Annotated in this window: 16 protein-coding genes and 1 riboswitch; of the genes, 15 read left to right on the top strand and 1 reads right to left on the bottom strand. The window is 67.8% G+C overall.

The window, feature by feature from the left end; all coding sequences use genetic code 11:
- Nucleotides 1–212 precede the first annotated feature (212 nt).
- The 14 genes from WG924_RS23840 to WG924_RS23775 all read left to right on the top strand — a co-directional run bounded on the left by WG924_RS23840 (nt 213) and on the right by WG924_RS23775 (nt 17,062).
- Nucleotides 213–617, top strand: a complete 405-nt coding sequence (locus WG924_RS23840) for a helix-turn-helix domain-containing protein (RefSeq protein WP_345935543.1) — start codon at nt 213–215, stop codon at nt 615–617.
- 115 nt (nt 618–732) lie between these two features.
- A riboswitch (SAM riboswitch) is annotated at nt 733–808 on the top strand.
- 136 nt (nt 809–944) lie between these two features.
- Nucleotides 945–2,114, top strand: a complete 1,170-nt coding sequence (gene metK / locus WG924_RS23835) for a methionine adenosyltransferase (RefSeq protein ID WP_345935542.1) — start codon at nt 945–947, stop codon at nt 2,112–2,114.
- Between the two features lie 105 nt (nt 2,115–2,219).
- A complete protein-coding gene (trmB, locus tag WG924_RS23830; RefSeq protein WP_345935541.1) occupies nt 2,220–2,987 on the top strand; it encodes a tRNA (guanosine(46)-N7)-methyltransferase TrmB in 768 nt (255 codons plus the stop codon).
- A 430-nt stretch (nt 2,988–3,417) separates the two neighbouring features.
- Nucleotides 3,418–3,912 carry a ribosome maturation factor RimP gene (gene rimP / locus WG924_RS23825; RefSeq protein ID WP_188576355.1) on the top strand — a complete coding sequence of 165 codons (495 nt, stop codon included), beginning with the start codon at nt 3,418–3,420 and terminating at the stop codon, nt 3,910–3,912.
- A 9-nt stretch (nt 3,913–3,921) separates the two neighbouring features.
- Entirely contained in the window at nt 3,922–5,532 is a 1,611-nt protein-coding gene (nusA, locus tag WG924_RS23820) for a transcription termination factor NusA (protein ID WP_345935643.1), read from the top strand.
- Nucleotides 5,533–5,567: 35 nt separating this feature from the next.
- On the top strand, nt 5,568–6,287 hold the full coding sequence (locus WG924_RS23815) for an RNA-binding protein (RefSeq protein ID WP_345935540.1): 720 nt from the start codon (nt 5,568–5,570) through the stop codon (nt 6,285–6,287).
- A 10-nt stretch (nt 6,288–6,297) separates the two neighbouring features.
- Nucleotides 6,298–9,525 (top strand): translation initiation factor IF-2, encoded by a 3,228-nt coding sequence (gene infB, locus WG924_RS23810; RefSeq protein ID WP_345935539.1) that lies wholly within the window; start codon nt 6,298–6,300, stop codon nt 9,523–9,525.
- A 168-nt stretch (nt 9,526–9,693) separates the two neighbouring features.
- Nucleotides 9,694–10,179, top strand: a complete 486-nt coding sequence (rbfA, locus tag WG924_RS23805) for a 30S ribosome-binding factor RbfA (RefSeq protein ID WP_345935538.1) — start codon at nt 9,694–9,696, stop codon at nt 10,177–10,179.
- Nucleotides 10,180–10,184: 5 nt separating this feature from the next.
- Nucleotides 10,185–11,108 (top strand): tRNA pseudouridine(55) synthase TruB, encoded by a 924-nt coding sequence (truB, locus tag WG924_RS23800; protein ID WP_345935537.1) that lies wholly within the window; start codon nt 10,185–10,187, stop codon nt 11,106–11,108.
- Nucleotides 11,109–11,127: 19 nt separating this feature from the next.
- A complete protein-coding gene (gene rpsO, locus WG924_RS23795; protein ID WP_345935536.1) occupies nt 11,128–11,397 on the top strand; it encodes a 30S ribosomal protein S15 in 270 nt (89 codons plus the stop codon).
- Between the two features lie 517 nt (nt 11,398–11,914).
- A complete protein-coding gene (gene pnp, locus WG924_RS23790) occupies nt 11,915–14,137 on the top strand; it encodes a polyribonucleotide nucleotidyltransferase (protein ID WP_188576373.1) in 2,223 nt (740 codons plus the stop codon).
- 323 nt (nt 14,138–14,460) lie between these two features.
- Nucleotides 14,461–15,858, top strand: coding sequence for an NAD(P)H-dependent flavin oxidoreductase (locus WG924_RS23785; protein WP_345935535.1), 1,398 nt, complete (start codon nt 14,461–14,463; stop codon nt 15,856–15,858).
- Between the two features lie 255 nt (nt 15,859–16,113).
- A complete protein-coding gene (irrA, locus tag WG924_RS23780; RefSeq protein WP_188576377.1) occupies nt 16,114–16,524 on the top strand; it encodes an iron response transcriptional regulator IrrA in 411 nt (136 codons plus the stop codon).
- Between the two features lie 10 nt (nt 16,525–16,534).
- Nucleotides 16,535–17,062: a rubrerythrin family protein gene (locus WG924_RS23775; protein WP_345935534.1), complete on the top strand. Its 528-nt coding sequence runs from the start codon at nt 16,535–16,537 to the stop codon at nt 17,060–17,062.
- Between the two features lie 58 nt (nt 17,063–17,120).
- On the opposite strand, the gene WG924_RS23770 is transcribed toward WG924_RS23775, so the two are convergent.
- The gene (locus WG924_RS23770) at nt 17,121–17,822 is read right to left on the bottom strand and encodes an SH3 domain-containing protein (RefSeq protein WP_345935533.1); all 702 of its coding nucleotides are present in this window, start codon (nt 17,820–17,822) and stop codon (nt 17,121–17,123) included.
- A 304-nt stretch (nt 17,823–18,126) separates the two neighbouring features.
- Here WG924_RS23770 and WG924_RS23765 point away from each other — a divergent pair, with 304 nt between their 5' ends.
- Nucleotides 18,127–19,107: a 2-hydroxyacid dehydrogenase gene (locus WG924_RS23765; RefSeq protein ID WP_345935532.1), complete on the top strand. Its 981-nt coding sequence runs from the start codon at nt 18,127–18,129 to the stop codon at nt 19,105–19,107.
- The last annotated feature ends 106 nt before the right edge of the window (nt 19,108–19,213 follow it).

The following is a 19,213-nucleotide window of genomic DNA, read 5'->3' as shown; positions in this document are numbered from 1 at the left end:
ACTTTGCGATGTCGAGTCTGCGGAAAAAAGCAACTGATGCGTGTTCAACCTGTCACCGGAGGCGAGTGTGACCGGGAATGCAACCCGGAATACGCGTTTCGTGCAGCCCCATGCGCGCGCCGGGGTTGACCCATGCCATGGCGTGATGTCATCTATCCGGCTGGTAACAGGTCGGAAACGAGGCCTGCGGGGTTCGAGGAGGGATGACGCGGATGGTGACGAGACTGAACCCGATTGACGCTCATGTCGGTGGACGCGTGCGGTTGCGCCGGCAGCTTCTGGGGCTCAGCCAGGAAAAGCTGGGGCAGCGGGTGGGGCTGACCTTCCAGCAGATCCAGAAATATGAACGCGGCACCAATCGCATCGGCGCGGGCCGGCTGTTCCTGATCGCCCATGCCTTGGATGTGCCGGTATCGTTCTTCTATGATCAGGCAGAAGCGGTGGCGGGAGGACGCGGGCTGCTGAGCATCGATGACGGCTTCGACTGGGCGGTGATGGAAGGCCCGGACGCCCAGATGCTGGCCTTCGACTTCGCTCGCATTCCCGATGCACGCACCCGCACCCGCGTGATCGACCTGGCCCGCTCGATGAGCGACGCCATCGGAACTGGTGCCTGAAAAACGTGCTTGATTCCGGAAGCACGTCGTGAAAGTTTCATCCGACGGTTTGAGCAAAACCACCACGCGAATTCTGCATCTGCTGCAAGCGCAGCATGTGAGAGCGTGGGTATGTCAAACCGTCCGTGGTCGGATTTGTGCCGCTTGCCGCCACGTTAAACAGTGCGCTAAGTGGGCTTGGTGGGCGCATTCTCGTGTCAACCCGCCGAGAACCCAGACGCACGGAGTCCATCGTAGGCAGCCGGCGGGCTCAAACCCCGCGAGGTTGCCCGGACCGTGGTCGGAACCACGGTTCGTCGTCGGTTCTTGAGGGGTTGAAGACGCGTCATGGCCCGCAGCAACTACCTGTTCACCAGCGAGTCGGTCTCCGAAGGCCATCCGGACAAGATCTGTGACCGGATTTCGGATGCCGTTCTCGACCATCTTCTGTCTGCCGACCCGTTCTCGCGGGTCGCCTGCGAAACACTCGCGACCACCAACCGGGTGGTGATTGCGGGTGAAATCCGCTCCAAGGGCGATACGTCGCCCGAGACGATCGAGCAGGTGGCGCGCGACGTCATCCGCGACATCGGTTACGAGCAAGACGGCTTCCACTGGCGGACCGCCAGGATCGAGGTGCTTCTGCACGATCAGTCGGCTGATATCGCGGCTGGCGTCGATGCCGCCGGCAACAAGGACGAAGGCGCCGGCGACCAGGGCATCATGTTCGGCTATGCCTGCCGGGAAACCGACGCGCTGATGCCGGCGCCGATCCATTATGCGCACACCATCCTGCGCAATCTGCGCGCCGCCCGCCGCTCGGGCGACGTGGCGCTGCTCGGCCCCGACGCCAAGAGCCAGGTGACCCTGCAATACGAAGGCGGCAAGCCGGTGGGCGCCACCTCGATCGTGTTGTCGACCCAGCACATCGCCGGCGTCACCCAGGACGAGGTGAAGGCCGCCGTGCGGCCGATCATCGAGGCCTCGCTGCCTGCGGGCTGGATGTGCGACGACGCTCATCTCTATATCAATCCGACCGGTAATTTCGTGATCGGCGGCCCGGATGGCGATGCCGGCCTGACCGGACGCAAGATCATCGTCGACACCTATGGCGGTGCCGCGCCCCATGGTGGCGGCGCCTTTTCGGGCAAGGATCCGACCAAGGTCGACCGGTCTGCCGCCTATGCCGCGCGCTATCTGGCGAAGAACGTGGTGGCGGCCGGTCTGGCCGATCGCTGCACCATTCAGCTATCCTATGCCATCGGCGTGTCGCACCCGCTGTCGGTGTATGTCGACACCCATGGCACCGGCCAGGTCGACGAGGCGAAGCTGGAGGCGGCGATGCGCGAGGTGATGAACCTGACCCCGCGCGGCATCCGCGAGCATCTGCAGCTGAACAAGCCGATCTTCGCCCGCACCGCGTCCTATGGCCATTTCGGGCGTGAGCCCGAGGCCGATGGCGGCTTCTCGTGGGAGAAGACCGATCTGGTGGAGGCGATCAAGCAGCTTGTGCTTTGATCCTGATCCATGCGATCAGCAAGGGGCGGCATCCGGAGATCCGGATGCCGCCCGCTTTTTTGTCGACAGCCCACCCCACTGACCAGCCCGGACACCGGACCGCCGATGACCGTTTCAAGCCCTGAGCCCGCCGCCCCGACCGACCCTGATGTCGATGACGCCGACAGCCAGGGCGACAGTGTCGGGCGGCGCCATTTCGGCCGCCGCATCGGCCGGCCGTTGAAAGCCAATCGCAGCCGGGTGCTGGAACAGACGCTGCCGGCGCTGGCGATCGCGCTGCCGCCGCGCGGCGAGGGCGGGCCGCTGTCGCCGATCGACCCCCGGGCGCTGTTCGATCATCCGCCGGCGGCGCTGGCGCTGGAAATCGGCTTCGGCGGCGGCGAGCATCTGATCGCCAGGGCCGAGGCCGAGCCGGAAACCGGCTTCATCGGCTGTGAGCCCTATATCGGCGGCATGTCGGCGCTTCTGGTAGAACTGGAGGCCCGCGGCCTGCGCAATGTGCGGGTGCTGGGCGATGATGCCGCCCGCCTGCTGGACGTGCTGCCCGATGCCTGTCTCGACCGGGTCTATCTGCTGTTCTCGGACCCCTGGCCCAAGCGCCGCCATGCCAAGCGCCGTTTCATCCAGCCCGAGACGGTGGCGGCGCTGGCCCGGGTGCTGAAGCCGGGCGGCGAACTGACGGCCGCCACCGATCATACCGATCTGTGTGCCTGGACGCTGGCCCATGTTCGTGCCCATCCGGCCTTCACCTGGACGGCGCGCCGGCCGGGCGACTGGCAGCGGCGGCCCGACGGCCAGATCGAGACCCGCTATGAGGCCAAGGCCCGCGCCGCGGGACGCGTGCCGGTGTTCATGCGGTTTCTGAAGACCTGAGCATTTTTCTGAAGATCCGGCCTGTTTCCGGCGCGGAATCGCTCTGGGTGGTCTTGTATGGCCGCAGTGACACCCCCACGTTCGCTGAGGCGCCGATGGCAGGCAGGCGAGGTTGCGGCAGATTGACGGCGGGGCGCGGGCGCCCCCGGGGACAAACTCCTTGCGGTTCCGTTACATATGCGTATATTGACCGTCGTCCGCGTTTGCGGACCGCCGGCGATCCCGCCAGCGCCCAAGCCGACGAGCCTTCCGCCCCGGTGAGGGACCGGAGGGGTATCCGGCGTGGGCACGCCGGAGGTCGCGGTCACATGCAGCTTCCGCCGGGTGGGCCTTGGGCCCGCCTTTTTTTGTTTGTGCCGCGTCGGACCATCACCTGTGCCGGGCCAGTCGCCCGCGCCGGTCTGGCCTCGCCCCGCCACTGGAGGAGCGCATGGACGTCGTTCGTCGTATCACCGAGCTGATCGAGCCGGCCATCGGCGATCTCGGTTACGAGGTCGTGCGCATCGTGTTCCGATCGGGCACCAATGCCACCTTGCAGATCATGGCCGAGCGCACCGATGGTCAGTTGATGACGGTCGATGACTGCGCCGAGATCAGCAATGTCGTGTCGGCGCTGCTCGACGTCGAGGATCCGATCACCGAGGCCTATGCGCTTGAGGTCAGCTCCCCCGGTATCGACCGGCCGCTGACCCGGTTCAAGGATTTCGAGCGGTTCGCCGGCTTTGAGGCCAAGATGGAACTGCGGCGCCCGCATGAGGGCCGCAAGCGGTTCCGCGGCCGGCTTGCCGGCGTGCGTGATGGCGGGCTGGTCGCGATCCGTCTGGATGACGGCGCCGAAGCGGCCCTGCCTTTCGACGAGATTTCGTCGGCGAAGCTGATCCTCACCGATGAGCTGATCGCCGCCGTCCAGGATAACCGGAGCTGAGTGCGCCCCATGGACATCAACTTCAACACCGGCCCGGTCCGGCACGAGCTGCTACAGGTCGCTGACGCGGTTGCCCGCGAGAAGTCGATCGACCGCGACAGCGTGCTCGAAGCCATGGAACAGGCGATCCAGACCGCGGGTCGGCGCAAATACGGCCAGGATCACGATATCCGGGCCACCATCGACCGCAAGACCGGCGAAATCCGTCTGTACCGCTATACCCAGGTGGTCGACGAGGTCGAGGACGAAGCGACCCAGACCACGGTTGCCGATGCCCGCCACCGCAAGCCCGATGCCGTTCCCGGCGATTTCCTGGTCGACCCGCTGCCGCCGATCGATTTCGGCCGCATCGCCGCTCAGACCGCCAAGCAGGTGATCGTGCAGAAGGTGCGCGAGGCCGAGCGCCTGCGCCAGTTCGACGAGTTCAAGGAACGGGTCGGCGAGATCATCAACGGCATCGTCAAGCGCGCCGAATATGGCAGCGTCGTGGTCGATCTGGGCCGCGCCGAGGCGGTGATGCGCCGCGACGAACTGCTGCCGCGGGAGAGCTTCCGCGTCGGCGACCGGGTCCGGGCCTATATCTACTCGGTGCGCGAGGAACCCCGCGGGCCGCAGATCTTCCTGTCGCGCACCCATCCGATGTTCATGGCGAAGCTGTTCGCGCAGGAAGTGCCCGAGATCTATGACGGCATCATCGAGATCAAGGGCTGCGCCCGCGATCCGGGATCGCGCGCCAAGATCGCGGTGACCAGCAACGACAGCAGCATCGACCCGGTCGGCGCCTGTGTCGGCATGCGCGGTTCGCGTGTGCAGGCGGTGGTTGCCGAACTGCAGGGCGAAAAGATCGACATCATTCCGTGGTCGCCCGATACCGCGACCTTCCTGGTCAACGCGCTGGCCCCGGCGGAAGTCGCCAAGGTGGTGCTGGACGAGGATACCCAGCGGATCGAGGTGGTGGTGCCGGACGAACAGTTGTCGCTGGCCATCGGCCGGCGCGGCCAGAACGTCCGCCTGGCATCGCAGCTGACCGGCTGGGACATCGACATCGTCACCGAGACCGAGGAGTCGGAGCGGCGCCAGGAACAGTTCCGCGAACGCTCGCGGCTGTTCATCGAGGCGCTGAACGTCGACGAGGTGATCGCCCAGCTCCTGGTGACCGAAGGCTTCGAGTCGATCGAGGAGATCGCCTTTGTGGCCGAAGACGAGCTGTCGGGCATCGAGGGTTTCGACCCCGATGTCGCGGCCGAGCTTCAGAACCGCGCCCAGGTGTTCCTGGAAGCCCGTGACCGGCGCATGGACGACAAGCGCCGCGAACTGGGCGTCGAGGACGCGGTCGCCGAGATCGAGGGCATGACGCCGCTGATGCTGGCGCAGCTTGGTGAGAAGGGGGTGAAGACCCTTGATGACCTCGCCGACCTGTCGGGCGACGAGCTGATCGAGCTTCTGCCCGCCGGCACCCTGGACGAGGCCGAGGCCAACCGCATCATCATGGCCGCCCGCGCCCACTGGTTCGAGGACGAACCGGCGGCCGGCGCGGTGGTGGATGACGCTGACGCCGTCGGCGTCGAGGCTGGCGCTGGTGATACGGCCGATGCCGGCGCCGATGGCGCCAAGGCCTGATATGAACGCGGCCCGGAACCCCATGGCGCCGGGCCATGAACGGAGCGATGATGGTGGTGGCGATCGATCCGGCAATGCCGGACGGCATGGTGGCGATACCCGATGCGGCGGCAGGCGACGACCTGCCGACCGATGCGGGGCCGCGCGACCGTGCGCCTGAACGCCGCTGCATCGTCAAGGGCCAGAGCGGATCGCCCGACGGGTTGATCCGTTTCGTGCTCGACCCCGAAGGGCGGGTGGTCGCGGATGTCGACGCCAGCCTGCCGGGACGCGGTGCGTGGGTGACTGCCGATCGGGCGTCACTGACCATCGCAATCAAGCGCCGGTTGTTCTCAAGAGCCTTCCGGACACAGACGCAGGTCGGCGATGACCTGATCGGGACGGTCGAGCGATTGCTAACTGCCCGGTGTTTGGAATATCTTGGGCTCGGCCGCCGGGCGGGAGCGGTTGTCGCCGGATACGAAAAAGTGCGGAGCTGGCTCGATGCCGGCACCGTCGGCGCCATTTCCCTGGCATCGGATGCCGGAGAGACGGCCGCCTCCCGCATGGGAGCGCTGAAGGGCGTTCCTGTCGTCGCACTATTGACCCGCGATGAAATGGGTCGTGCTCTCGGACGCGAGAATGCGGTCAATGTCGCGATTGCCGAAGGACGGCTCGCGAAGCGTTTCCTGGGCGCTGCCCAGCGCCTTGCGGGTTTCAGGGATGCCCCCTACCCTGTCGACCGGGTGTCGGCCGGCTTGAGAGAGAACGGATAACCGGAGCGATATGAGCGAGACCAACGAGGACGGCCAGAAGAAGGCGCTCAGCCTGTCGGGAGCCGGGCGTCTTGAGCTGAGGAGGAAGCCTGCGGCGGAAGGCGCCCAGGTTCGCCAGAACTTCTCGCACGGCCGTTCCAAGACCGTGACGGTCGAGGTCAAGCGCAAGCGGACCGTGTCGGTGCCCGAGCAGGGCAACCGGAGCGGTTCCGGCGGCGGTCGCGGTCGTGCGCGTGGCGCCGCCGCTGACGGCGGCCTGACGCAGGACGAGCGGGATGTGCGCCTGCGGGCGCTTGAACAGGCGATTCAGGATCAGAAGCGCCGTGCCGAGGAAGAGGTCCGCAGGGCCGAGGAAGCGGCGCGTCGCAAGATCGAGGACGAGGCCCGCCGCAAGGTTGAGGAAGAGGCCCGCAAGGTCGCCGAGGAGGCCGCCCGCAAGGCGGCTGAGGAAGCGGCGCGCCGCGAGGCCGAGGACGCCGCCCGTCGCGAGATCGAGGCCCGTGCGGCCGCGGCCGCGGCACCGGTTGCCCCGGCACCCGAGGCGCCGGCGCCCCGTGCCGAGACCCCGCGCACCGTCGAGGCGCGTGGCGACAGCCCCCGGACCGAGCGTCCGGCGGGTGGTGGCGCCCCGCGTGGTGACCGGCCCGATTTCCGCAGCGGTGACCGCACTGGTGGTGCCCCGCGTGGCGATCGCCCGGGCGGTGCCCCGCGTGGCGACCGGCCCGATTTCCGCAGTGGTGACCGCCCCGGTGGTGGCGCGCCCCGCGGTGACCGGCCCGATTTCCGCAGTGGCGACCGCCCCGCTGGCGGCGCCCCGCGTGGCGATCGGCCCGATTTCCGCAGTGGCGACCGTCCGGCTGGCGGTGCTCCGCGTGGCGATCGGCCCGATTTCCGCAGTGGCGACCGTCCGGCTGGCGGTGCTCCGCGTGGCGACCGGCCTGATTTCCGCAGTGGCGACCGCCCCGCTGGCGGCGCTCCGCGTGGCGACCGGCCCGATTTCCGCAGTGGCGACCGCCCCGGTGGCGGCGCTCCGCGCGGTGACCGGCCCGATTTCCGCAGTGGTGACCGCCCCGGTGGCGCGGCCCGGCCCGATTTCCGCAGCGGCGATCGCCCCGGTGGCCCGCCGCGTGGTGATCGTCCGGGCGGTGCCCGGCCGGCGGCCCCTGGCGCCACCACCACCACCCCGGTTCTCGACGATGATGTCGAGCGCGCCCGTGCCCGTGCGGCCGAACGTGCCCGCAAGGTCGAGCGTGACGAGGAAGAGAGCCGCGCCAAGGCCGCGAACAAGCGTGCGACCCCGGCCGCGCGCCCCGGCGACGATCGTCGCCGTGGTGGCAAGGGCGAGATCAAGCGTCTGGTCGAAGGCGGCGACGAGGGCGAACGCCAGCGCAGCCAGGCGGCCATGCGCCGTCAGCGTGAACGCATGCGCCGCGCCGGCCGGCAGGCCGAACCCCAGGCCCGCGTCATCCGTGACGTGATCGTGCCCGAGGTGATCTCGGTGCAGGAACTGGCGAACCGCATGGCGGTGCGCGGTGGCGATGTCGTCAAGAAGCTGATGACGCTGGGCGTGATGGCCACCATCAATCAGGCGATCGACGCGGACACGGCCGAACTGGTCGCGACCGAATTCGGTCACCGGGTGAAGCGCGTGGCCGAGGACGATGTGGAACTGGGCATCCTGGGTCTCGACGATACCGATGATGACCTGACCCACCGCGCCCCGGTCGTGACGGTGATGGGCCATGTCGACCACGGCAAGACCTCGCTGCTGGATGCGCTGCGCAAGACCGATGTCGTGGCCCGCGAAGCCGGCGGCATCACCCAGCATATCGGCGCCTATCAGGTCGAGCTGGAAACCGGCGATCACGTCACCTTCCTCGACACCCCCGGCCATGCCGCCTTCACCGCCATGCGTGCCCGTGGCGCGCAGGTGACGGACATCGTGGTGCTGGTGGTCGCGGCCGATGACGGCGTGATGCCGCAGACGGTCGAGGCGATCAATCACGCCAAGGCCGCCGGTGTGCCGATCGTGGTTGCGATCAACAAGATCGACAAGCCGGGCGTGAACCCCGAACGGGTGCGCAACGAGCTGCTCCAGCACGAACTGGTCCTGGAAGAACTGGGCGGCGACATCATCGCCGTCGAGGTCTCGGCCAAGACCGGCTACAACCTCGACAAGCTGCTGGAAGCCATCCTGCTGCAGGCCGAGGTGCTGGAACTGCGCGCCAATACCGGCCGCGCCGCTCAGGGCGCCGTGGTCGAGGCGAAGCTCGACAAGGGCCGCGGTCCGGTTGCGACCGTGCTGGTCCAGAAGGGCACGCTGAAGACCGGCGACGCCTTCGTGGTCGGCAGCCAGTGGGGCCGTGTGCGTGCGCTGATCGACGACAAGGGCCGCAAGGTCGAAGAGGCCGGACCGTCGGTGCCGGTGGAAATCCTGGGTCTCCAGGGCGTTCCGCAGGCAGGTGACGAACTGGTTGTGGTGGAAGACGAGCGCAAGGCCCGTGAGATCTCGGACTTCCGGTCCGAGCGCGAGCAGCGTGCCCGTGCGGCCACCGCCCTCGGCGCCCGTGGCACTGTCGAACAGATGCTGTCGGAAATCTCGGCCGGGGCGAAGAAAGAGCTGCCGGTGCTGGTCAAGACCGACGTGCAGGGCTCGCTGGAAGCGATCACCTCCACGCTGGCCAAGCTCGGCAACGAGGAAGTCGCGGTCCGCATGCTGCATGGCGCCGTCGGCGGCATCAACGAGTCGGATGTGACCCTGGCCCAGGCCAGCAACGCCCTGATCATCGGCTTCAACGTCCGGGCCAATGCCCAGGCGCGGGACGTGGCGCGTCAGGCGGGTCTGGAACTGCGCTACTACTCGGTCATCTATGACCTGACCAACGACGTGAAGGGCATGCTGGAAGGCATGCTGGCCCCGATCCGTCGCGAGACGATCACGGGTCAGGCGACGATCCGCGAGGTCTTCGCGATCACCAAGGTCGGCAAGATCGCCGGCTGCATGGTCACGGAAGGCTATGTCCGCCGCGACAGCAAGGTTCGCCTGCTGCGCGACGACGTGGTCATCCACGAGGGCGCGCTCAGCTCGCTGAAGCGCTTCAAGGACGACGCCAAGGAAGTGCGGGCCGGCCAGGAATGCGGCATGGCCTTCGAGAACTACCAGGATCTGCGCAATGGCGACGTGATCGAGGCCTTCGAGGTCGAGGAGATCGCCGCCCAGCTGAAGTCGCCGATCTGAGGTCGTTGGCCTGAGCTGGCGACCGGCCGCCTGATCCCGGCCGCAGGACAGGGTAAGGCGCCAGGGCCGACCGGGTATATCCGGCCGGCCCTGGCGTTTTTCGATCATGCGGCGGCCATCTTCGGCGGCCCCGAGTGTTTTTCTTTTAGTGAACGGCAGACTGACATCATGCCCAAACGCGCCCAAGGCGCTGCCGGACCAACCCAGCGCCAGCTTCGTGTCGGCGAACAGATCCGCCAGGTGCTGGCGGAGCTGCTGATGCGCGGCGAAACCCACGACCCCGAGCTTGACGGCCGTCCGGTGACGGTGAGCGAGGTGCGGATGACCCCGGATCTGCGCACCGCCACCGCCTATGTCTCGCCCCTGGGGCTCGACAGCGACGGTGCCCAGGTGGTGATCAAGGCGCTGGCCCGCTCGGCCGCGCAGCTTCAGCGCGGCATCGGCCGGCAGGTGTCGCTGAAATTCACCCCCCGGCTGCTGTTCAGGCTGGATACCGGCTTCGACTATGCCGCCCATATCGACCGCCTGCTGGCCAAGCCGGTGATCCGCCGTGATCTGGATGAAGACGGGCTGGATGAGGATGGTTCGGATGCCGAGGCCGATGCCGGCGGTGATGATGCCCGCGACGATGATGCCCGGCGGGGCGAGGGCTGAGCCCGGTGTCGCGCAGGCGCCGGGGTGAGCCGATCGACGGCTGGCTGGCCATCGACAAGCCCGAGGGCATGAGTTCGGCCCAGGCGGTTGCGGCGGTGAAGCGGATCACCAACGCTGCCAAGGTCGGCCATGCCGGCACGCTGGACCCGCTGGCATCGGGCGTGCTGCCGGTGGCGCTGGGCGAGGCGACCAAGACCGTCGGCCACGCCATGGACGGTGCCAAGGAATACATCTTCGATCTGCGCTGGGGCGAGGCGCGTGAGACCGACGACCGCGAGGGTGCGGTGGTCGAGACCAGCGATCACCGCCCCGACAGGGCGGCGATCGCGGCCGCCCTGTCGGCATTTCTGGGCGAGATCGACCAGGTGCCGCCGGCCTATTCGGCGATCAAGCTGGCCGGCCGGCGCGCCTATGCGCTGGCCCGCGCCGGCGAGGCCCCCGAGATGCCGGTGCGTCGGGTGCGGATCGATGCGCTGGAGCTGACCGGGATCATCGACGCCGATCACGCCCGGTTCCGGCTGGCCTGCGGCAAGGGCACCTATGCCCGCGCCATCGGCCGCGATCTGGCGTTGGAGGTGGGCACGGTGGGGCATCTGTCGATGCTGCGGCGGACCCGGTCTGGTGCCTTCACCGAAGCCCATGCAATCACTCTGGAAAAGCTCGATGCGCTGGTGCATAGTGCCGCGCTCGAACACCACCTGTTTCCGGTCGAGACCGCGCTGGACGACATCCCGGCGCTGGCCCTGACCGGTCCCGACGCAGACGCGCTCCGCAATGGGCGCCCTGTGCGGGAGCCGGCCGCTTCCGAAGGACAACTTGTCCGCGCGACACTCGACGGGCGCCTCGTGGCGCTTGCACGGGTCGAGGGCGGCGTTCTCCGTTCGGTCCGCGGCTTCAACCTCGGCGCCCTGCCCAGCAGCGCCGGCTGAACCCAAGGAAGGACACCCGATGTCGATTACCAAGTCCCGCAAGACCGAGCTGGTCACGGAATATGCCCGCGGCACCAACGACACCGGTTCCCCGGAAGTCCAGGTCGCCATCCTGACCGAGCGGATCCGCAACCTGACCGAGCACTTCAAGACCCACGCCAAGGACATCCATTCCCGGCGTGGCCTGCTGAAGATGGTCAGCCAGCGCCGCAAGCTGCTCGACTATCTGCGCCGGAACGACGACGGCCGCTATAAGGAAGTGATCCAGCGTCTGGGTCTGCGCAAGTGATCTGAAGGTCGAAGGGGGGTGCGGGTCGCGCCCCCCTTTGTCTTGCCGGTTGCCGGTGACGCGGCGGCAATCGGATGAATGGGCGCTCTCGGGCATCGCCTGAGGCGCGGCCACCGCATCGGATGTTCAGGGGGTGGGGCCTGCCCCGGTCCGGACCGCCGCGAACGGCAGACGATCGCCGCCCGCCGTGGATGGATCTGAAAGGCCCGACCCGCCGCCGTCATGGGACGGATGGTGCGGGATGTCGCTGCCGTCGGGGCAGGTGGAGTGATCAGGAACCCCCGACGGACTTGAAGCAGCCGGTCCGGGATCTGCCCGGATGCGGCCGCGACGCGGACCGCCGATCGGATGCGCCGGACAGACGGGCGCCGGCGGTACCGCCCGCGTGACCCCCGGGGCGCGCCGGTGCCTGGATGCACCGGGCGCTTCTGCGTGTGGACGGCCGGGTCCGGCGGAGCCCGCCTGTCCTGCACCGCCGCGGGTTTCGCCGATGGAATGGAAGAGAGAGACCGAGACGATGTTTACGATTTATCGCAAGGAAGTGATGTGGGCCGGGCGCAAGCTCAGCTTCGAGACCGGCCGCATTGCGCGCCAGGCCGACGGCGCCGTGCTCGCCACCTATGGCGACACCGCCGTGCTGGCGACCGTGGTTGCCCATCGCGAGCCCAAGCCCGGCGTCGATTTCTTTCCGCTGACGGTCAATTATCAGGAGAAGGCCTTCGCCGCGGGCAAGATCCCCGGTGGCTTCTTCAAGCGTGAGGGCCGGCCGAACGAGAAGGAGACGCTGACCTCGCGTCTCATCGACCGTCCGATCCGCCCGATGTTCGCCGATGGCTATCGCAACGAGACGCAGATCATCTGCACCGTGCTGAGCCACGACACCGAGAACGATCCCGACATCGTGTCGATGGTGGCGGCCTCGGCCGCGCTGACCATTTCGGGCATCCCCTTCCTGGGCCCGATCGCCGGCGCCCGCGTCGGTTACATCAATGGCCAGTACGTGCTGAACCCGACCCGGTCGCAGATGCCCGAGACGGCGCTGGACCTGATCGTCGCCGGCACCGACGAAGCCGTGCTGATGGTTGAGTCGGAAGCGCAGGAACTGTCGGAAGAGGTGATGCTGGGCGCGGTCATGTTCGGTCATGACGGCATGCAGCCGGTGATCGACGCGATCATCGACCTGGCCGAGGAATGCGCCAAGGAGCCCTGGTCGGTCCCTGAGAACCCGGCCGCCAAGCCGGTTGCCGCCCGGGTCGACGCGGTGGCCCGCGCCGGTCTGGAACAGGCTTACGGCCTGGTGGTGAAGCAGCAGCGCCAGCAGGCGATCAAGGCGGTCAAGGACAAGACCGTCGAGGCGCTGGTGGCGGGCGAGGGCCTGGACGGCCAGATGGTGTCGGGCGCCTTCAAGGGCCTGGAAGCCAAGATCGTGCGCGGCCGGATTCTGAAGGACGGCGTGCGCATCGACGGCCGCGACCTGAAGACCGTGCGCCCGATCGTGTCGGAAGTCGGCCTGCTGTCCCGCGCCCATGGCTCGACCCTGTTCACCCGTGGCGAAACCCAGGCGCTGGTGGTGACCACGCTGGGTACCGGCCAGGACGAGCAGATCATGGACATGCTCGAAGGCGAGTATCGCGAGCATTTCATGCTGCATTACAACTTCCCGCCCTATTCGGTCGGTGAGGCGAGCTTCCTGCGCAGCCCCGGCCGCCGCGAGATCGGTCATGGCAAGCTGGCCTGGCGCGCGCTGCGCGCCGTGCTGCCGACCAAGACCGAGTTCCCCTACACTATCCGGATTGTGTCGGAGATCACCGAGTCCAACGGCTCGTCGTCGATGGCCACGGTCTGCGGCGGCTCGCTGTCGATGATGGATGCGGGCGTGCCCCTGAAGCGCCCCGTGGCCGGCATCGCCATGGGCCTGATCAAGGAAGATGACGGCTTCGCCGTGCTGTCGGACATCCTGGGCGATGAAGACCATCTGGGCGACATGGACTTCAAGGTGGCCGGCACCGATGTCGGCGTCACCGCGCTGCAGATGGACATCAAGATCACCGGCATCACCGAAGAGATCATGAAGGTGGCGCTGGGCCAGGCCCGCGACGGCCGCATGCACATTCTTGGCCGCATGTCGGAGGCACTGGGTGGCGCGCGTGAGCAGGTGAGCGCCAACGCCCCCCGGATCACCACGATCAACATCCCCAAGGACAAGATCCGTGAGGTGATCGGCACCGGTGGCAAGGTGATCCGCGAGATCACCGAGCAGACCGGCGCCAAGATCGACATCGAGGATGACGGCACCATCCGGGTGGCCGCGGTCGACGTGAAGGCGGTCGAGGCCGCGATCAACTGGATCAAGGGCATCGTCGCCGAGCCGGAGATCGGCACGATCTATACCGGCAAGGTGGTGAAGGTGGTCGAATTCGGCGCCTTCGTGAACTTCATCGGCACCCGCGACGGCCTGGTCCATATTTCCGAGCTGTCGGGCGAGCGTGTGGCCCAGGTCACCGACGTGATCAACGAGGGCGACGAGGTCAAGGTCAAGGTGCTGGGCATCGACGACCGCGGCAAGGTGAAGCTGTCGATGCGGGTCGTCGATCAGGCGACCGGCGAGGAACTGCCCGACACCCGCGAGCCGCGTGAACCGCGCGGCGATCGTGAACCGCGTGGCGATCGTGAGCCCCGCGGCGACCGGGATCGCGGCGACCGTGGCGACCGTCCGCGCAAGCCCCGCGGCCCGCGGTAATCCGCAGGATCAACCGGCCCCGGGCCGGTTGGATGTGCGCGTTTTGAACTGATCTGCGCCGGCCGGAGGCTTTCCGCATATGCGGGGGTGCCTGTGGCCGGCGCAGGGCTGTCGGCCGGGTGCGGTGCGAAAAAGCCGGACCCGCGGGGCTGGACTTGGCCGTGAACCATGGCCAAGTATCGCTCAACCCGCCATGCGGGCTCGTTACCGTTCAGGATCGGGCCGGCGACAGGGCGGGAGAAACATGCATCGGCGCGACCCGGAAAGAGGCCTGAACGGCCAGCGGGTCGGTAAAGAACGCAAGGACGAGTAGCGGAGGCAGCGTGAAGCCCTTGAACCCCATCCTCCTGTCCGGACGGGAAGTCCTGCCCCTGGTCGAAGGCGGGAAAGGCGTCGCCGTCTCTAACGGCGAAAGCTCTGGCGCCTGGGCCGCGGCTGGTGGCGTCGGCACGTTTTCGGGCGTGAACGCCGACAGCTTCGATGAAGACGGCCGGCCGATCCCCCAGACCTATTATGGCAAGACCCGGCGTGAGCGTCATGGCGAACTGGTCGCCTATGGCATTCGCGGCGGCATCACCCAGGCCCGCATCGCGCATGAGATGGCGAACGGCGAAGGCCGGATCCACATCAACGTGCTGTGGGAGATGGGTGGCGCCGAAACCGTGCTTCAGGGCGTTCTGGAAGGGGCCAAGGGCCTGATCCATGGCGTGACCTGCGGGGCCGGCATGCCCTATCGCGTGGCCCAGATCGCGGCCGAGCACGGGGTGTACTACTACCCGATCGTGTCGTCCGCCCGCGCCTTCCGGGCGCTGTGGAAGCGCGCCTATCACCGGTTTTCCGACCTGCTGGGCGGCGTGGTCTATGAAGATCCGTGGCTGGCCGGCGGCCATAACGGCCTGACCAATGCCGAAGACCCGCGGGAGCCGCAATCGCCCTATCCGCGCGTGCGCGAGCTGCGCACGCTGATGAACGAGGTCGGCCTGAAGAACGTGCCGATCATCATGGCCGGCGGCGTGTGGTATCTGCGCGAATGGGAACACTGGATCGACGATCCCGAGGTGGCACCGGTGGCGTTCCAGTTCGGCACCCGACCGCTTCTGACCCAGGAAAGCCCCATTTCCGACGCCTGGAAGCAGCGGCTGCGGACGCTGAAGCCGGGGGATGTGTATCTGCACAAGTTCAGCCCGACCGGCTTCTATTCCTCGGCGGTCAACAACGACTTCCTGCTGGAACTGCGCGGCCGCAGCGAGCGCCAGATCGCCTATACCACCGAGCCGGTGGGCGACCACGAGGTGGCGCTGCCGATCGGTGCCCGCGGCCGGCCGGTCTATGTGACCGCCCATGACCACGAGCGGGCGCAGGGCTGGATGGCGGACGGGTATGACGAGGCGATGAAGACGCCCGACAGCACCCTGATCTTCGTGGATGCCGGCACGGCCAGGCAGATCCATACCGACCAGATCGACTGCATGGGCTGCCTGTCGGCCTGCCAGTTCAGCAACTGGGCGGCCAACGAGAAATGGACCACCGGCCGCCGGGCAGATCCGCGCAGTTTCTGCATCCAGAAGACCCTGCAGAACATCGCCCACGGATCGGATGTCGAGCATGAGCTGATGTTCGCCGGCCATAACGCCTATCGCTTCGCCGACGACCCGTTCTATTCGAACGGCTTCGTCCCGAGCGTGCGCGAACTGGTCGAGCGCATCCGGACCGGCGACTGAGCCCGGCCCGGATACCGCCTGCAGCCGCCGGACCTGCGTCAACCGCCTGGAGCCGGGGCCGGAGAGCGGAATTGCCCGCCTCCGGCCTTGCACTCAGCGTAGAACGCACCTAAATTCCTGGCTAACCGCCCGTCAGAGCGCGACTTTCATGAGGTCACACGCTGTTGCGGCCGGGCCCCGTCTTCGCGGGGCCGGCGGCAGCGGCAAGCAGCGCGCCGACATGACAGAGGCCCCTAACAGACCGAGATGCCGGGAATGTCCATCAACCGCCCCTATACCGCCGTGCTTGAGAAGCTGAAGGCCGCAGGCCTGAGGCCGACCAAGCAGCGGCTGGCCCTGGCCCGGCTGCTGCTCGACGGCACCGACCGTCATGTCACGGCCGAGGAGCTGCACCGCGAGGCACAGGCGGCGGCATTGCCGGTGTCGCTGGCCACGGTTTACAACACCCTGCACCAGTTCACGCAGGCGGGGTTGTTGCGCGAACTGGTGGTGGATAGCGGCCGGTCGTATTTCGACACCAATATCAGCCACCATCATCACTTCTTCTACGAGGATGGCGGCCATCTCCAGGATATCCCCGGCGACGCGGTGCAGATCGCCCGCCTGCCGGAGCCGCCGGGCGATGCATCGATCGCCCGGGTCGACGTGATCATCCGCATCCGCTGATCGGACCCGCATGACCGAGCGCCCCACGCCCGACGCCCCCGCTGCCCGTGAGCCATCTCAGGCCGGGGCCCCCCAGGCGGAGCCGCCGCTTGCCGGCACCCGCACCGAATCCAATCTGGTGAAGGCATTCCTGGCCGAAGCGGCCGCCAACCGCCGCTTCCTGTATTTCGCCCGGCAGGCGGATGTCGAGGGGTTCAACGACGTGGCGGCGGTGTTCCGGTCGATCGCCGAAGGCGAGACCGGCCATGCGCTGGGCCATCTGGAATTTCTGGAAGAGGCCGGGGGTGACCCTGCGACCGGCATGCCGATCGGCACCACGCCTGAAAACCTGGCATCGGCGATCGTGAGCGAAGAGGCGGATGCCACCGAGACCTACCCCGAGATGGCCCGCACCGCCCGTGCGGAAGGCCAGATCGAGGCGGCGGAGTGGTTCGAGACCCTGGCCCGGGCTGAACGCGCCCATGCCGCCCGGTTCCGCCGGTCGCTCAGCAGCCTTGAGGAAGATGCCGAGGCGGAGGGGCGCGACGACGGCGCCTGAGGGGGATGCCGGCGGCTCGGATGTCGGCGGCTCGGATACCGGCGGCTCGGGCGGGTCGTCAGCGGAAATCCTCGTCCGGATAGACCCCCCAGATCTCGTCGCGGCGGATCCAGGCGCGGGTGCCGGCAATATCCATCTCGCACCAGTTGCGCTCACACGCCATCACCCGGCCGACCACGCCCGGTTCGGCCCTGAGCAGGGCGACCGCATCGGCCGACGGCCGGTCATAGAGGGTGCGGACCTCGCCGGTGATGATGGCGGTGCGCCGACCCGACAGCAGGCTCATATGCGCCCAGCCCTCGGCGCCCTCGACGTCGCGGATCTTGCGCCAGTTCTCGTATTCCGCCGTGATCTCCACCGGCAGATCGCGGCGATGATAGATCACGCTGACCGGATAGCGTGTGCCCGGGCCGGTGCGGACATTCACCTCGGCCGAGCGCATCGACACGAAGCGCGGCAGCGGCGGGCGTTCGGCGCTGCGACCCACCCAGCCCCGGCTTTCGCTGGCGGCATCCTCTCCGGCCGCTTCGGTCGCCCCGGCCCCGCTGCTGTCGGCCCCGCTGCTGTCGGCCTGTGCGGCGTCGGACGGCCCGGCATCGCCGGCCGCATGGGATGCGGTGCCGCTGGTCATCAGCGTGCCGGCCGCCAGAATGGCGGCCATGGCGATCGCCATGGCGGTGTGCGCGCGTGGCGTGGCCGGACCGCCATGCGGCCGGTGGCGGACGAGATCGACGACGAAGTGACGCAGGCGGTGGAACATCGGCGGCATGTGGTCCCTGGATGAATGGCGTGGCCACCGGCAAGGCGGTGGAGCCGGCACCGGCCCCTTGGACCGGGGACGGGCGGCAATACCCCGTCCCGGCGGCATTTCAGACCTTACGCCGCAGGCGATCTTCACGCAATCAGTCGGCCGGTTTGTAACCCCGGGGCCGATTTGCTAAGAAAGGGGACCGGGCAGGTGCCGCGGGGGAGCTGGACCCCGGCACCGGCAAGGGGTATTGCCCCTGGCGCGGCCCGGGCAACATGCCCCCGTGCAAGGTGGGCGGGGTTTTGGGAGAGTGTCGATGGTGAAGCCGAAGCCGGTGGTCGTGGTCACCCGCAAGCTGCCCGAGCAGATCGAGACGCGGATGATGGAGCTGTTCGACACGCGGCTCAATCATGATGACGTCGCGATGGGGCAGGACAAACTGATCGAGGCGGTGAAGACCGCCCATGTGCTGGTTCCAACCGTCACCGACCGGATCGATGCCGGCGTGCTGGCCCATGCCGGCCCGCAATTGCGGCTGATCGCCAATTTCGGCAACGGCACGGACCATATCGACCTGGCATCGGCGCGCCAGCGCGGCATCACCGTCACCAATACGCCGGACGTGCTGACGGAAGATACCGCCGACATGACTATGGCGCTGCTGCTGGCGGTGGCCCGCAGGGTGACCGAGGGCGAGCGCATGGTGCGCAAGGGTGAGTGGAACGGCTGGAGCCCCACCCATATGCTGGGTCGGCGGATCTGGGGCAAGCGCCTGGGCATCATCGGCATGGGCCGCATCGGCCGGGCGCTGGCCCGTCGCGCCCGGGGCTTCGGCCTGTCGATCCATTATCACAACCGCAATCGCCTGCACGCCGATATCGAGGCGCCGCTTGAGGCGACTTATTGGGAAAGCCTGGACCAGATGCTGGCCCGGGTGGATATCGTGTCGGTCAACTGCCCGCACACCCCCGCCACCTATCACCTGCTGTCGGCCCGCCGGCTGAAGCTGCTGAAGAAGGACGCCTATATCGTCAACACCGCGCGTGGCGAGGTGATCGACGAGGCGGCCCTGACCCGCATGCTGCGCGACGGCCAGATCGCCGGCGCGGCGCTCGACGTGTTCGAGCATGAACCGGCGATCAACCCGAAGCTGGTCGAACTGGAAAACGCCGTGCTGCTGCCGCATATGGGCTCGGCGACCCTGGAATCGCGCATCGACATGGGCGAGAAGGTGCTGATCAACATCAAGACCTTCATCGACGGCCACACCCCGCCCGACCGGGTGCTGCCCTTCTGATACCGGCCGTCCGCTGCCGGCCGATACGGGGCCGGCTGAGACGGGAACAGCCATACGGGGCACCGGAACCATCAACACCCCGCCTTGGCCGGCTGCCAGCCGCCGC

Origin of the sequence: Tistrella arctica, assembly GCF_039630945.1 — a bacterium.
GTDB classification, from domain to species: Bacteria; Pseudomonadota; Alphaproteobacteria; order Tistrellales; family Tistrellaceae; genus Tistrella; species Tistrella bauzanensis.
The sequence above is the reverse complement of the archived record's forward strand: the minus strand, read 5'-3'. Positions and strand labels throughout refer to the sequence as shown.